Source organism: Corynebacterium vitaeruminis DSM 20294, assembly GCF_000550805.1.
Lineage (GTDB): Bacteria > Actinomycetota > Actinomycetes > Mycobacteriales > Mycobacteriaceae > Corynebacterium > Corynebacterium vitaeruminis.
Genome location: NZ_CP004353.1, coordinates 1,000,660 through 1,015,914, shown reverse-complemented (window position 1 = coordinate 1,015,914; position 15,255 = coordinate 1,000,660). Strand labels below are relative to the sequence as shown.

At 67.4% G+C, this 15,255-nt stretch carries 12 protein-coding genes; 5 read left to right on the top strand and 7 right to left on the bottom strand.

All coding sequences use genetic code 11. The features are described from left to right. Positions 1-242: 242 nt before the first annotated feature. Positions 243-2,432 (top strand): malate synthase G, encoded by a 2,190-nt coding sequence (gene glcB / locus B843_RS04750; RefSeq protein WP_025252374.1) that lies wholly within the window; start codon positions 243-245, stop codon positions 2,430-2,432. A gap of 83 nt (positions 2,433-2,515) precedes the next feature. Here glcB and B843_RS04745 read toward each other — a convergent pair whose 3' ends face one another. Together B843_RS04745 and B843_RS04740 are read right to left on the bottom strand one after the other, a co-directional pair. Further along, complete coding sequence (locus B843_RS04745; RefSeq protein ID WP_025252373.1) at positions 2,516-3,613, bottom strand: DUF1648 domain-containing protein; 1,098 nt, start codon at positions 3,611-3,613, stop codon at positions 2,516-2,518. After that, complete coding sequence (locus B843_RS04740; RefSeq protein ID WP_025252372.1) at positions 3,610-3,990, bottom strand: GntR family transcriptional regulator; 381 nt, start codon at positions 3,988-3,990, stop codon at positions 3,610-3,612. The genes B843_RS04745 and B843_RS04740 overlap by 4 nt, the downstream gene beginning before the upstream one ends. 211 nt (positions 3,991-4,201) lie before the next feature. Between B843_RS04740 and B843_RS04735 the strand changes: the two genes are divergently transcribed. From B843_RS04735 to B843_RS04725, 3 genes are read left to right on the top strand one after another with little or no spacing between them, the layout of a single operon-like run. Beyond that, positions 4,202-6,562: an MMPL family transporter gene (locus B843_RS04735; RefSeq protein WP_025252371.1), complete on the top strand. Its 2,361-nt coding sequence runs from the start codon at positions 4,202-4,204 to the stop codon at positions 6,560-6,562. An 18-nt stretch (positions 6,563-6,580) separates the two neighbouring features. Then, entirely contained in the window at positions 6,581-7,264 is a 684-nt protein-coding gene (locus tag B843_RS13215; RefSeq protein WP_025252370.1) for a TetR/AcrR family transcriptional regulator, read from the top strand. A 19-nt stretch (positions 7,265-7,283) separates the two neighbouring features. Beyond that, the gene (locus B843_RS04725; protein WP_025252369.1) at positions 7,284-8,438 is read left to right on the top strand and encodes a hypothetical protein; all 1,155 of its coding nucleotides are present in this window, start codon (positions 7,284-7,286) and stop codon (positions 8,436-8,438) included. On the opposite strand, the gene B843_RS04720 is transcribed toward B843_RS04725, so the two are convergent. After that, positions 8,421-9,503 carry an enoyl-CoA hydratase/isomerase family protein gene (locus B843_RS04720; RefSeq protein WP_051483449.1) on the bottom strand — a complete coding sequence of 361 codons (1,083 nt, stop codon included), beginning with the start codon at positions 9,501-9,503 and terminating at the stop codon, positions 8,421-8,423. The genes B843_RS04725 and B843_RS04720 overlap by 18 nt on opposite strands. A 95-nt stretch (positions 9,504-9,598) precedes the next feature. Between B843_RS04720 and B843_RS04715 the strand changes: the two genes are divergently transcribed. Beyond that, the gene (locus tag B843_RS04715) at positions 9,599-10,393 is read left to right on the top strand and encodes an HAD family hydrolase (protein WP_025252367.1); all 795 of its coding nucleotides are present in this window, start codon (positions 9,599-9,601) and stop codon (positions 10,391-10,393) included. Between the two features lie 33 nt (positions 10,394-10,426). On the opposite strand, the gene ppk2 is transcribed toward B843_RS04715, so the two are convergent. The 4 genes from ppk2 to B843_RS04695 all read right to left on the bottom strand — a co-directional run bounded on the left by ppk2 (position 10,427) and on the right by B843_RS04695 (position 15,252). Continuing rightward, a complete protein-coding gene (gene ppk2, locus B843_RS04710; protein WP_025252366.1) occupies positions 10,427-11,302 on the bottom strand; it encodes a polyphosphate kinase 2 in 876 nt (291 codons plus the stop codon). 91 nt (positions 11,303-11,393) lie between these two features. Further along, positions 11,394-11,717 (bottom strand): putative quinol monooxygenase, encoded by a 324-nt coding sequence (locus tag B843_RS04705; RefSeq protein WP_025252365.1) that lies wholly within the window; start codon positions 11,715-11,717, stop codon positions 11,394-11,396. A gap of 47 nt (positions 11,718-11,764) precedes the next feature. Continuing rightward, complete coding sequence (locus tag B843_RS04700; protein WP_025252364.1) at positions 11,765-13,480, bottom strand: alpha/beta hydrolase; 1,716 nt, start codon at positions 13,478-13,480, stop codon at positions 11,765-11,767. Then, positions 13,447-15,252 carry an ABC-F family ATP-binding cassette domain-containing protein gene (locus B843_RS04695; protein ID WP_025252363.1) on the bottom strand — a complete coding sequence of 602 codons (1,806 nt, stop codon included), beginning with the start codon at positions 15,250-15,252 and terminating at the stop codon, positions 13,447-13,449. Before B843_RS04695 ends, B843_RS04700 begins: the two co-directional genes overlap by 34 nt. Positions 15,253-15,255: the final 3 nt, after the last annotated feature.

Sequence of the window (15,255 nt, the reverse complement as noted above, 5' to 3'; positions counted from 1 at the left end):
TCACTGACCGTTTCTTCACAATCCACCCCCTCCTGCACAAACCCATGAGAAGCAAAGCGGCAGGTGCGTGCCCCTGAACGATTCCGAAGGCCGTTTCCCCCCGAGTGAGACGGGTGCCACAGCGGGGGTAGCGCCAAGCAAAAATTGTGAAAGGGTTCCCCCTGTGACGGCAGTCACTTAAGGTGGTACACATCGCAAGACGCGACCACCATCCGAACACGCACTTCCCAAGGAGCACCACGATGACCCAGACTGACACCACTGCCCGCACGTCCGTTGCTGGCCTTGAGGTCGCCACGGTTTTGTATGACTTCCTCAACACCGAGGTCCTCCCGACCGTCGGCCTCGAGGAGGACGCGTTCTGGGCAGGCTTCGCCGACATCGTCCGCGACTTCTCCCCGCGCAACGCCGAGCTGCTGGCCCGCCGCGACGAGCTGCAGAGCCAGCTCGACGAGTACTACCGCGCCAACCCCGGCCAGCCCGACCCCGCAGAGCACGAGGCCTTCCTCCGCAATATCGGCTACCTCGCCGACGCGCCTGAGGCCGGGCAGATCCGCACCCGCAACATCGACGAGGAAATCGCCACCATCGCTGGCCCACAGCTCGTGGTCCCGATCCTCAACGCGCGCTTCGCCCTCAACGCCGCCAACGCGCGCTGGGGCTCCCTCTACGACGCTCTTTACGGCACCAACGCCATCCCGGAGACCGACGGCGCAGAAAAGGGCAGCAAGTACAACCCGGTCCGCGGCCAGAAGGTCATCGCCTGGGGCCGAGACTTCCTCGACAAGGTCGTCCCGCTCGAGGGTGCGTCCCACGCCGACGTCGAGAGCTACAACGTCTTCTCCGGCCAGCTGACCGCGATGATCGGCGAGGAGAAGTTCAGCCTCGTCGACCGCTCCGCCTACCGCGGCTTCACCGGCGCCGTCCACGACCCCTCCTCCATCCTGCTGTGCAACAACGGCCTGCACATCGAGCTGCAGATCGACCCCTCCACCCCGATCGGCCGCGACGACAAGGCCAGCATCAAGGACATCATCCTGGAGGCCGCCGTCTCCACCATCATGGACTTCGAGGACTCCGTCGCCGCCGTCGACGCCGAGGACAAAGTCCTGGGCTACCGCAACTGGCTGGGGCTGAACACCGGCACGCTAAAGGAGGAGGTCACCAAGGGCGACAAGACCTTCACCCGCGAGCTCAACTCCGACCGCGAGTTCATCGGCCGCAACGGCACCCACATCCGCCTGCACGGCCGCTCCCTGCTGTTCGTCCGCAACGTCGGCCACCTCATGCGCAACCCCGCCATCCTGGTCGACGGCGAAGAGGTCTTCGAGGGCATCATGGACGCCGTCATCACCTCCCTGTGCGCCATCCCCGGCCTGGACATCCACAACGCGCTGCGCAACTCCCGCACCGGCTCGATCTACATCGTCAAGCCGAAGCAGCACGGCCCCGACGAGGTCGCCTTCACCAACGAGCTCTTCGCCCGCGTGGAGGACCTGCTCGGCCTCGAGCGCTTCACCCTCAAGGTCGGCGTCATGGACGAGGAGCGCCGCACCTCGGTCAACCTCGACGCCTGCATCATGGCCGTCGCCGACCGCCTCGCCTTCATCAACACCGGCTTCCTCGACCGCACCGGCGACGAGATCCACACCTCCATGCAGGCCGGCGCGATGGTGCGCAAGGCCACCATGCAGAAGGAGCTGTGGAAGCAGTCCTACGAGGACAACAACGTCGACGCCGGCCTCGAGCGCGGCCTGCCCGGCAAGGCGCAGATCGGCAAGGGCATGTGGGCGATGACCGAGCTCATGGCGGAGATGCTCGAGGCCAAGATCGGCCAGCCGCGCGAGGGCGCCAACACCGCCTGGGTCCCGTCGCCCACCGGCGCGGTCCTGCACGCCACCCACTACCACCAGGTCGACGTCCGCAAGGTGCAGGAAGAGCTCAAGGCCGCAGGCCGCCGCGACACCTTCCACGGCCTGCTCACCGTCCCGGTCGCCCCGAACACGGACTGGTCCGAGGCGGAAAAGAAGGAGGAGCTGGAGAACAACTGCCAGTCCATCCTGGGCTACGTCGTCCGCTGGGTCGAGCAGGGCATCGGCTGCTCCAAGGTGCCGGACATCCACGACATCGACCTCATGGAGGACCGCGCCACCCTGCGCATCTCCTCCCAGCTGCTGTGCAACTGGCTGGTCCACGGCGTGGTCACCGAGGAGCAGGTTGTCGACGCGCTCAAGCGCATGGCGGTGGTCGTCGACCGCCAGAACGAGGGCGATCCCGCCTACCGTCCGATGGCTGCCGACTACGACTACTCCATCGCCTTCCAGGCGGCAAAGGACCTCATCCTCAAGGGCACCGAGTCGCCTTCGGGCTACACCGAGCCCCTGCTGCACGCTCGTCGCCGCGAGTTCAAGGAGCGTGAGGGTATTAAGTAGAAGAAAATAAAGCCCACGGGCACTCATCGCATAAAGTACACGGAAAGGACGCTTCCCCTCGGGGAGGCGTCCTTTCCGGCTTCCTAAAAGAAGAGCGGCGCAAAGCTGGCCAGCAGGACGAGGACGATGGAGGCGACAAACGCCTTGCCCTGCCAGCGCGCGTAGTTGAAGTCGAATCCCACCCCAAAGCGCTTCTCGACGACCACGGCGGGGTCGTCCGGGTTGTAGTAAAACATCCCCCACTTGTAGAAGCGATCGTTGTCCGGGGCCTCGTACTCGGGGCCGAGGTCGAGGCGCCGAAGGTCGTCGTCAAGCGACAACTGCCCGCGCACGATCGCGACGACGAGGGCGAGCGACCCGCCGAGGCTCACGGCCATGATGAGCAGGAACGAAGGCTTGACCAGGGAGGGGAAGAAGGTAGCGACCTGCGCGAAGCTGAGGCTTAAGACGAGGGCTGCGACGAACCACCCGAGCGCGCGGTTGACGAGGTAAACCATCATCCGGGTGCGCAGGCGGCCGCGGATGCCGCTGCCGGAGCGGGTCTGCACCCGCAGCGTGGTGAGCAGCAGGGAGATGACGAAGAAGAGGACGAGCATTCCGGCGTTGACGAAGCTCAACGTGTAGACGCTGCCCACGGACTTCGGCGCCCACTGATCCGGCTCGAACCCGGTGCCCCAGTGCGTGGGGATGGTGTCGGGCAGCCTGTCGTAGATGCTGGCCACGGCGAGCACCGAGGCGACGATGGGGACCAGGCCCAGGGCGAAGGCGAGCCACGGCACGCGGGGCTCGGGGAGCCACCGCTCGAGGTCCTCGCTCACCTGCCCCACCACGCGCGTGGGCAGCCCGGTGAACCATCCCTCGCGCGCCTTGTGCCGCGCGATGCCGCGCCGGAGGTAGAGATAGCTTGCGAGCATGAAAGCGATCTGCGCGAGGATCGCCCACAGCACGACGGAGGCATCCGGGAGGAAGCAGGCGGCCGCGAGCAGGACCGCGGCCGCGAGGTTGACCGCCCGAAAACGGCGGACGGCGCCGCGCACGACTGGGTCGCCGAGGTGCGCCTCGGGCACGCGCACGCCCAAGACAACTCCCTTCGGCGAGAGCCGGGGGCTGAGGCCGAGCAGCACGCCGGTGACGAGCAAGGTCGTCGCGATGACCGCGCGGAAGGTGAGGTCGTCGTTCATGGAAGGTCGGTCCTTTCATTGGTGGCGCGGAGCTGCCGGTACATGGAGTCGACGTCGATGCCCTGGGCCACTCCCCTGGCGACGAGCGCGCGCAGCTCCTCGCTCAGGCGTTTTTCCCGTTCGGCGCTCGGGCGGGCTGGCCGCGGGGCCACCACGCTCTTGCGCTTCTCCGAGGTCCGGATGAGCCCGTCGAGGCGGAGCTGCTCGTAGGCCTTCTGCACGGTGGCCGGGTTGATGCCGAAGTCCGTGGCCAGCGCCCGCACGGAAGCGAGCTGGTCACCCGGGCGCAGTTCGCCGCGCGCTATGGCCAGCGTCACCGACCGAGTTATCTGCTCGAACAGGGGGACGTCGGAGTCCGGATCGAGGGAAATGTACATGGTCTTCCACCAGTGGAAATAATGGATCTGTCCTAGTTGTCATAATACAGTTTCCCTGTCCGGGCTGCCAGCGCGTTCCCATCAAGTTCCTTACAATTTTGCAGCCGCACGGCAACTTTGCATAAACTGTGCAATGTTGCGCGGGTGCGGCAATTTACGCATCCCGGCGCGCCACACGCATCGCACTCTCGAAAGGACAGTTCGAGTCCCCATGGCTCAATTCCTCTACAAGATAGGCAGCACCGCCTATCGCAAGAAATGGCCGTTCCTCGCCTTCTGGCTGGTCGTTCTCGTCGCCGTCGGGTCGCTGGCGGCCCTGTACTCCAAGCCGACCACCAACTCCATGACCATCCCCGGGCTCGAGTCCGTGGAGACGATGGACAAGATGCAGGAGCGCTTCCCCGACACCGGCGACGCGCTCAACGCGCCCACCGGCACCATCCTGGTCCAGACCACCGACGGCTCGAAGCTCAGCGACCCGCAGGTCCAGGAGCGCGTCGATCAGATGATCGCCGACCTCAAGGACACCGGCGCGCTCACCGGCACCGACTCGCTCGTCGACCCGGTCACCGCCAGCATGGGGCTCACCCAGCAGATGACCCAGGCCAAGGCGGCCCAGGGCATCCCGCAGGAGCAGATCGACGCCGACATCAAGGCCGTCACCCCCCTGTCGGAGGATCAGACCACCGGCACGATGAGCATCACCTTCGATGCCGACTCCGCAACCGACGTGCCCGCAGGCGAACTCGATGCCGTCAAGGACGTGATCAGCGAGTACGACACCGACGGGCTCAAGGTCGTCGCCAACGGTAACGCCTTCACCGCCGTCAGCGAGATGGAGATGACCTCCGAGGCCATCGGCCTGCTCGTCGCCGCCGTCGTGCTGCTCATCACCTTCGGCTCCTTCGTCGCCGCGGGCATGCCGCTCATCTCCGCCGTCATCGGCGTGGGCATCGGCATCGCGGGCATCCAGGCACTGACCGCAGTGTCCTCCGACATCACCTCGATGACCCCGACGCTGGCCTCCATGATCGGCCTGGCCGTGGGCATCGACTACGCGCTGTTCATCGTCAACCGCTTCCGCAACGAGCTGGTCAAGTCGGCGGGCGCGGCCGACATGGAGCCCAAGCAGCTCCGCGACGCGCTGCGGAACATGAACCTGGAGCAGCGCGCCCACGCGATGGGCATGGCCGTGGGCACCGCAGGCTCGGCGGTGGTCTTCGCGGGGCTCACCGTCCTCATCGCACTGACCGCGCTGAGCATCATCAACATCCCGTTCCTCACCGCGATGGCGCTGACCGCCGCGGCGACCGTGGCCATCGCCGTACTGGTCGCGCTCACCTTCCTCCCCGCGCTGCTGGGTGCCCTGGGCACCAAGATCTTCGCCGCCCGCGTGCCGGGCCCGAAGGTCCCCGACCCGGAGAACGAGACCCCCACGATGGGTCTGCGCTGGGTGCGCCGCGTCCGCAAGCACCCGGCCCTACACCTCATCGCCGGCGTCCTCGCGCTCGCCATCCTCGCGATCCCCGCGGCCAACATGCAGCTGGCCATGCCCACCGGAGGCTCGGAGCCGAAGGGCTCGGCCACCCGCGAGGCCTGGGACATCACGGCGGAGAAGTTCGGCGAGGGCCGCAACGCCCCGATGATCGCGCTCGTCGATCTGACCGACGTCAACCAGGATGAACGCCCGGCCGCCATGCAGGAGGCCGTGTCCGAGATCTCGCAGACCGAAGGCGTCGTCAATGCGCAATTAACCGCAACCACCGACAACATGGACACCGCCCAGGTGCTCATCACGCCCCAGTGGGGACCGACGGACCAGAACACCTCCGACACGCTGACCAGGCTGCGCGACAACATCTCTCACTATGAGAGCGAAACCGGCGGCACCTACGGCATCACCGGCTCGACCGCCATCTACGACGACGTCTCCGAGCGGCTGCAGTCCGTGCTCATCCCGTACATCGCCATCGTGCTCGTGCTCGCGTTCCTCGTGCTCATGCTCGTGTTCCGCTCCATCTGGGTGCCGCTCATCGCGGCGCTGGGCTTCGCGCTGTCGGTGATGGCCACCTTCGGCGTCACCGTCGCCATCTTCCAGGAGGGCACGCTCGGCATCATCGACGACCCGCAGCCGCTGCTGTCCTTCCTGCCGATCATGCTCATCGGCCTCGTCTTCGGCCTCGCGATGGACTACCAGGTCTTCCTGGTCACCCGCATGCGGGAGGGCTGGGCGCACGGCAAGACCGCGGGCAACGCGACGAGCAACGGCTTCAAGCACGGCGCCCGCGTGGTCACCGCGGCCGCGCTCATCATGATCTCCGTGTTCGCGGCCTTCATGATGCAGGACATGGCCTTCATCAAGACGATGGGCTTCGCGCTCGCCATCGCCGTCTTCTTCGACGCCTTCATCGTGCGCATGACCATCATCCCGGCGACCATGTTCCTGCTGGACGAGCGCGCTTGGTGGCTGCCCAAGTGGGTGGATAAGATTCTGCCCAAGGTGGACATCGAGGGCGAGGCCCTCACCCGTACCGCGCCCGCGCAGGCGGAACCCGCGCAGGCGCAGAGCTAAAGAAAGGACGTTGGGACAATGGCCGGATTGCGCGAACAGAAGAAGGCGCAAACCCGAGCGGCTATCGCGCGGGCGGCGGCGTCGGTGGCCCGCTACGAGGGGCCGGAGAAGCAGTCGATCGCCGAGATCTGTGCGCAGGCGGGCGTATCCCAACGCACCTTCCACAACTACTTCTCCTCCCGCGAGGAGGCGATCCTCGAGTTCGCGGCCTACGCGGTGCGCCAGCTCATGGAATCGGTGGAGCGCAGCGAGGGCCAGAAGGTCTTCGAGGTCGTCGAGCAGGTGGCCATCAGCGGCCTGCGCCGCAACGACGACGACCTGCTCTCCTTCTACTCGCTCGGCGTTCTCAGCGACCAGGTGGGGTTCCTGCCTGTGGGGCTCAACAACCACATCGAGCCCCACAACCAGCGCGAGGCCTTCGCGATCATCGCCGAGTTCTTCCCCAACGTGGACTACTTCGACCTCGCCGCACAGATCATCGCCGCGGCCTCGGTCGCGCAGTTCGCCGTCTCCCACTACTTCACCTTCTGGCCGGACGCGGACGCCGAGTTCGGCGTCAACATCCTGCGCCGGGCCTTCGACCAGTTCCGCGACGAGCCGCTCGCCGAGCCGGTCGAGCTGCCCGAGGAGGTGCGCGAGGACTTCCTCTCGATGGCCTGCGCGCCGGGCTTCGGCGTGACTCCCCGCCCCTCGAATCCCTAGCCCGCCTACACTAGGGTGCGTGAATGAAACGGGGCAGGGACTAACGCTGAGCGCACCCGCCAGCATCGAGGAGATCGCGGCCGACGGGGCCATCGCGCAGGCCGCGGTGGACGAGGCGATCCGGGTGGTGTGCGGTTCGCCACGCACCGTCGACTACCTCCCCGCGCCGGGCGGCTACTTGGCCGAGCTCAGCTCGCCGAAGGGCCGCTGGCGACTGCGGGGCACGACCGTCGCCACCATAGAGGGGGACCTGTGGACGTGGGTCGGCGAGCCCGCCTTCGACATCCCGGAGCTTGCCGGAAGCTGGCCGGTTTCGCCTTCGCTTGTCGACGCTGCGCGGTGCGTCAACGGGAACGGGCCGCTGTGGTTTGTTCGTAACTCCACCGGCGCCGACGCCGTCGTCTTCGACGCTCCCTTCACCCTCCCCGCGCCCCGGCACGCCATCGCCCTGGGCCTCGCGCGGCTGGCCCCCGACCGGGACGCCGCCCGCGCGGTGGCGGCCTACGCCGCCTGGGCGGGCCTCGGTCTGCGGCAGGAGGGATCGTCCCTGCTGCTGAGCTCCGGCGACGTGATCGACGGCGGCGCGCTGAGGCCGCTGGTCCCTACTGTCACCCGCAATCCCGCGCTCGCCCGCGAGCAGGACATGTTCTTCGACGCCGCCTTCCCCGACCGCACGGTCTCCTACGCGAACGGGACGCTGACCGTGGACAACCGCTTCGCCGCGCCCGGCGTCGTGGTGGCCGCGGTCGACTCCACGCACTGGCGCTGGAGCTACTCTTGCGAGGACCTGGCGGAGCTGCCGTGGGCCTTCCCGGCGCGGGGGCTCAAGCGCTACGGCATCGAGTCGGGCGAGCTCGATCTTTTGCGGGAATCGATCCCCCGCGACGAGGCGGCCCACCTCGACGCCACCGCCCGCGCGGTGCTCGGGCTCTGGCAGGCGGTGTGGGTGCCCGACGACGAGCGCCAACTGCTCGTGCTCTTCGGCGCCCTGGCGCTCCCGCCCCTGCGCTCGGACGTCGCCCGCGCCGTACTTTCCGGGCGCGCCTGGGAGGGTGACGAGGTGGAGGCCTATGCCCGCGCCCGCGGGGTGGCGCTTCATCCCACCGAGGCCGGGTTCTCGCTCGCGGGGCTGAGGCTGCGCCGCGAGGGCGAGCGGCTACTTGTTGAGGACTGAGGTCAAAAGCGCCCGGTAGATGGACTCGTCCACCGCATCGAAGGTGGCCGGGTGGAAGCTCGGGCTGCGGTCCTTGTCCACCAGCACGGCGCGCACCCCCTCGGCGAAGTTGGGCTCGCGGCGCATGTGCGCGCCCAGGACACGCTCCAGCTCGAGCTCCTCGCGGATGCTCGCGCACTTCGTGACGGCGTGCATGAGCTCGACCGCCGCGACCACGGAGGCGGGGTTCGCGGACTCGAGGTGCTTGTTGACGTCCGCCACGAACTCCTGATTGGGGTGCTTCTTCAGCGCGCGGTCGATGTGCTCCCACGACTCGTAGCCGAAGGTCGCCTCGATGTCGGCGGCGTACTCCTTGAGCTTCGAGTCGGTCGGCCCCTCCTCCGCGAAGCGCTCGAGCGCCTCGTCGAGGGACTCCGCGATGAGCATGTCCGTGAAGTCGCTCAGGTTCTCACTGGGCACGAAGTGGGTGGCCAACCCCGAGTAGAGCATGTCGGCGGGGCTTAGCCGCCAGCCGGTGACCACGAGGAAGACGGCGAGTGCGTAGGAGGGCTTGCCGGTCTCCCCCACCATGTGCTGGAACATCCACGGGATTCCCACGTCGGGCATGTAGCCGATGGCCATCTCGGGCATGGCCGCGAACGCGCGCTCGGTGATGACCCGGTGGGAGCCGTGGGCCGAGATGCCCAGGCCGCCGCCCATGACCACGCCGTCGATGAGCGAGACGTACGGCTTGGGGAACTCCGCGAGGTCGCCGTTCATGACGAACTCGGTGGCGAAGAAGCGGTCCGCCGGGTCGTGGTTGCCGCTCAGCGCCGCGTCGCGGGCAACGCGCACGTCGCCGCCCGCGCAGAAGCCCTTCTCCGACAGCGAGGTCAAAAGGACCCGGTGGACGGCGTCGTCGTCCTTCCACTCCTTGAGCGCCTCGTCGATGATGTCGATCATCTCCTGGTTGAGGGAGTTGAGCGCGCGCGGGCGGTTGAGCTCGAGCACTCCCGTGGAGTTGCGCACGTAGGCGTTGACCAGGGCACCGGATTCTTGCAATTGTGAGCGTCGCTTAACAGTCATGCCCCATAGTGTCGCACATCACTGGGGGCTTTGCACGGATTTCGCCCGCCCCCTATTCTGGGAAAAGTACTCCCATCTTGAACGATAAGGCAGACATGAGCTTTCGATTGGTCGTCACCGACATGGACGGCACCCTCCTCGACGACAACCACCGCATCCCGGACGAATTCTGGCCGCTGTTTGAGAAGATGCAGGAGCGCGGCATCGTGTTTGCCCCCGCGAGCGGGCGGCAACTGGCCACCCTGCAGCACCAGTTCGCCGCGGCCGGGCCGCACCTGTCGATCATCGCCGAGAACGGAAACGTGGTCTACCACGACGGCGAGATCGTCTCGCTCACCACGGTGGAGGAGGCCACCTGCCACGCCATCGTCGACGCCGTGCAATCACGCCCGGACATCGATTGGGGGCTGGTGATCTGCCGCGCCGACGGGGCCTTCATCTCGCGCCGCGACCAGCGCTTCCGCGACGAGTGCGACCTCTACTACCGCAAGCTCGACATCGTCGACGACCTCCACGAGGTGGTCAACGAGCAGGTGGTCAAGCTCGCGATCTTCTGCTTCGCCTCCGCCGAGGAGGTGGGCGCACCAGCGCTGGAGGGCAACTCCGGCGGGCTGCCGATCACCATCTCGGGCCAGCACTGGATCGACCTCATGCGCCCGGAGATGAACAAGGGCATCGCGTTGCGACGCCTCGCGGAGGCCATCGGCATCCCCGTCGAGGAGACCCTCGCCTTCGGCGACTTCCTCAACGACTACGAGCTGGTCAAGGAGGCAGGAGCCTCCTACGCCATGGCCAACGGCCACCCCAAAGTCAAGGCCATCGCCGACCACATCGCCCCCTCCAACGCCGAGCACGGCGTGATGAGGGTGCTCGAGGAGCTCCTAGGATAAGAAAATGGTCACCCGATGGGGTGACCATTCTTCTTACTTCTTGTGCTTCTTCTTCGACTTCTTGCCCTCGACGTTGGCCTTCTCCAGGTGGGAGGCGACGTCCGGCACGTAGCGGAAGTCGGAGCGCGGCGGACGCTCGTAGTCGCGGTCGGACTTCGGGCGCTCCGGGATGTCCGGGAGCTCGCGCTCGATCTTGCCGTAGGGGATCGTGGACAGAAGGTGGCTGATCACGTTGATGCGGGAGCGCTTCTTGTCCTCGGACTCGACGGTGTACCACGGCGCCGACGGGATGTCGGTGTGCACGAACATCTCGTCCTTCGCGCGGGAGTAGTCCTCCCAGCGGGTGATCGACTGCAGGTCCATGGGCGAGAGCTTCCAGCGGCGCAGCGGGTCGTTGCGGCGGGACCTGAATCGGGCGATCTGCTCCTCGTCGGAGACGGAGAACCAGTACTTGCGCAGCATGATGCCGTCCTCGACGAGCAGGCGCTCGAAGATCGGGGCCTGGTGGAGGAAGCGGCGGTACTCCTGCGAGGTGCAGAACCCCATGACGCGCTCGACGCCAGCGCGGTTGTACCAGGAGCGGTCGAAGATGACGATCTCGCCAGCGGTGGGCAGCTTCTCCACGTAGCGCTGGAAGTACCACTGCCCCTGCTCGCGGGAGTTGGGCGCCGGAAGGGCCTCGATGCGGCAGGTGCGCGGGTTGAGGTACTGGGTGATGCGCTTGATCGCGGAGCCCTTGCCCGCGGCGTCGCGGCCCTCCATGATCACGACGACGCGCGCGCCGGTCTCGACGACCCACTGCTGCATCTCGACGAGCTCGGCCTGTAGCCGCTTGAGCTCCTCCTCGTAGGCCTCCTTAGAGAGCTTCGGAGGCTTTACCACTGCGTCCTTCTTATCCTTCTTAGCCATAATTTATAAATCTACTGTGCGGGGTAGCCGAACTCGTAACCGATTCCGGCGAATGTGAGCAAAACGGGGGTGTTAGTTTGGGGGTGCGGGCCTAGTCGACCTGGAACTCCGCCATCTTGTCCCACTCGGTCTTGCCGGGAATGAGCGTGTTGATGATCGACGGGGTCTTCACGAGGTACTTCGGCATCTCCTCGCAGGCGCGCTGGAAGTGCTCGGACTTCACGTGCGGCTCGGCGGCATCGTCCTGGAAGGCCTCGATGAGGAGGAACTCGTCCTCGTAGACCGGGTCCTTGTACCAATCGAAGAAGATGTTGCCCTCCTCGGCGCGGGTGGCCTGGGTGAACCAGTCCACGTCCTCAAGGAATCTGTCGACGTATTCGGGCTTTACTTGGTACTTCACGTTGATGAGGATCATGCCGCCCAGCCTAGCAATTATCGACGGCCGAAGGCCCGCGGCCGCTCCTACTTGGGCCGATCCCCGCGCAGGGTGACCAGCTGCTGCTCGAGGGTCGACAGCGAAGCGTCGGAAAGCTGCATGCCCGCGATCGCGGCGAAGCCCGGCATGATCGAGGAGCCGTAGTTGTGGCCGAAGTTCATGGGGGCGTTGGCCGCGACGGGCAGGTCGGCGGAGACCTGGAGGAAGGAGATGATCGGCAGCCACGTCATCGCCCGGTCGTAACCGGCGGGGACGGGCTCGCGCAGCCAGTCGGGTTCGCTGAAGATCATCTTCGGCGACCACCACGCGACGGGGTCGGAGGGGTGCTGCACGTAGAGCACGCGGCGATCGCCCCAGTCTGGCTGGGCCGTGGTCACCCAGTTGCGCACGTCGCTTTCGCCGTTGGCGAAGCGGACTACCATGCCGTCGGAGTACACGGGAGCGGTCTCGGTCGAGCCGGGGTCGCGTCGGGTGACCAGCTGGGTGCGCAGCGTGTTGAAGTACGGCGGGCCGGTGAGCAGGATCCCGTCGACGGAGTTGACGATGTCGCGCAGGCCGGAGAACGCGGCCTCCACGCCCGTGGTGCCGAGCGACTCGCCGTAGAGGTACAGCTTGGGGCGGTGGTCGGCGGGAAGCCCGTTCCACCAGCTGATGATCGGGTCGAGCAGCTGCCGGCCGGCCTGGCGCACGGTCTCCCCGCCGCCGAGGAAGTTGAGCGCCGAGGGCATGGCCGAGTACTGCCCGGCCGCGATCGCGGTGTCGCCGTCGTAGAGCAGCTCGAAGCCCTGGGTGGCGTAGTCGGAGACCCAGCCGGTGCCGGTGGTCATGAGCAGGAGCATCGCCTTGCGGTCCTGGGCGTGGGTGCGCTCGAGCTCGTCGATGAGCAGCTGGGCGCGCTGGGAGACGTCGGGGGCGTTGCCCAGCCCCGCGTAGACGCGGATGGGCTCCTTCGACAAGCGGCCGGTGACCGCCTCCAGCTGGCTGGCCGTGGCGCCCTCGGAGACGAAGCGCGAGCCGTAGAAGCCCACGCCGTTAAAGTCCACTTCGGAGTCCGGGGAGCCGGAGCGCTCGGGCTGCGTCGGCGCCTGCATCTGCGGGTCGGGGTTGCGGTTCTGCGCGGTGTAGAACCGCTCCCCCGCCCCGACGATGGCGCCGGGCAGCGCGGTGTGGACGAACCAGACCGCGACGACGAGCACGAGCGCCCAGGCCATGACCCCGCGGGCGCGCGGCTTGAGCCGGTGGGTGGCGTGGGCGTCGACCCAGTTCGCCGACCAGCGCAGCGACCTCGCCACGAGCAGGACGAGCGAGAAGATGATCACCGAGACCGGCGCGATGAGCACGAACTCCCACACCCGAAGCGGGGTCGTGTTCGCCGCGGCCGCGAGCTTGTCCTGCCAGTGCTTGGAAAACCACAAGACGGCGAGCACCCAGGCCCCGCCGACGGCAAACACCGCCCGGCGCACCCACACCTGGACGATGGGCGGCCACGTCTCGGCGTTGAGCCGGGGGAAGCGGTCGCGGAGGTAGCGGACGAAGACCCAGTGGGCGCCAAGCCCCAGGAGGTAGCCGATGCCCGCGGCCCAGCCGGAGATGACGGCCTGGTAGAACCAGGTGCGCGGGAGCAGCGAGGGGGTCAGTGCCGAGATGTAGAAGACGAAGGCGCCGACCAGGCCCCACAGGTGCAGCTGCGCGAAGAGCCGGATGGGTTCTAGCTCTCGAGTCGCTCTCCCAATTCCAGCCATTCCATCTCCAGCTCCTCGCGCTCTGACTGCAGCGCCTTTAGTTGCTTGTCTAGGTCTGCCAGTTTAGCCGTATCGACGGCCACGGCGGCCTCCGCCATGTCCTCGTTGAGCTTCTCGATGCGCGGGTCGAGCTTGTTCATCTTGCGCTCGAGCGCACTCATCTGCTTGCTGATCTCGCGCTGCTGCTGCGAGGACAGCGCGCTCTTCTTGGGCGCCGCCGGCGCCTTGTTCGGCTCGCCCAGGTCGACCACGCCGGTGCCCTCGGCGGCCGCCAGCTGCGCGCGGCGAGAAAGGTACTCGTCGATGCCGCCGGGCAGGTTGGTGAGCTTGCCGTCGCCGAACAGCGCCCACGTGGAGTCCGCGATGCGCTCGATGAGGTAGCGGTCGTGCGAGATAACCACCATGGTGCCCGCCCAGCTGTCGAGCAGGGACTCGAGCTCCTGGAGGGTGGCGATGTCGAGGTCGTTGGTCGGCTCGTCGAGCAGCAGCAGGTTCGGCTCGGCCATGAGCACGCGCGTGAGCTGCAGGCGGCGGCGCTCGCCGCCGGAGAGGTCGCCCACGGGCGTGCGCTGGCGCTTCGCGCTAAAGCCCAGGCGCTCGGCCAGCTGCGAGGCGGACAGCTCCTTCTTGCCCAGCTGGACGTAGGTGGCCACCTCCTCGACCGCGTCGAGGAGCCGGAGGGAGGGGTCGAGGTCGTCGAGTTCCTGGCGCAGCCAGCCCAGGCGGACGGTACGGCCCTCGATGCGCTTTCCCGCGGCCAGCGGGTGCGCACCCGCGAGCGCGCGCAGCAGCGTGGTCTTGCCGGAGCCGTTGACGCCGACCAGGCCGATGCGCTCGCCGGGGGCGAGGCGCCAGGTGAGGTGGTCGACGAGCATGCGCCCGTCCGGGGTCTCGATGCGGGCGTCCTCGAGCTCGACGACGACCTTGCCCTGGCGCTGCTTGGCGAACGCGATGAGCTCGACCTTGTTGCGGGGCTCGGGCACGTCCGCGATGAGCGCCTCGGCGGCCTCGATGCGGTAGCGCGGCTTGGACGTGCGCGCGGGCGCGCCGCGGCGCAGCCAGGCCAGCTCCTTGCGGGCGAGGTTCTGGCGGCGCTGTTCCATGGCGTCGGCCTGGCGGGCGCGCTCGGCGCGGGCGAAGATCCAGTCGTTGTAGCCGCCCTCGTAGGCGTCGACGCGGCCGTCGTGGACCTCCCACGTGCGGGTGGCCACGGTGTCCAGGAACCAGCGGTCGTGGGTGACCACGATGATGGCGAGCTTCCGGCTGAGCAGATAGGAGGCCAGCCATTGGACGCCCTCGACGTCCAGGTGGTTGGTGGGCTCGTCGAGGACGATGAGGTCGAGGTCCTGGACGAGCGCCGCGGCGAGGTTGGTGCGCCGGCGCTCGCCGCCGGAGAGCTGGCCCACCTTGGTGTCCAGACCCAGGTCGACGATGCCGAGGCCGCCGAGGACCTCGCGCACCTTGGCGTTGGAGGCCCACTCGAAGGTCTCGAGCCCCAGCGGCGCGAGAACGACGTCGGCGACGGTGGCCTCGGGGTCGAGCTCGGCGCGCTGGGTCACCACCGCCATGCGCAGGTCGGAGTTGTGGCTGACGCGGCCGGAGTCCGGCGGCTCGATGCCGGTGATGACCTCGAGGAGGGTGGTCTTGCCGCCGCCGTTGAGGCCGACGACGCCGATGCGGTCGCCCGTCTGCACGCCGAGGCTGACGGAGTCGAGCAGGGTCTTGAGCCCGAAGGACTTGCTCACGGACTCCAGGTTGATGAGGTTTGCCACGAA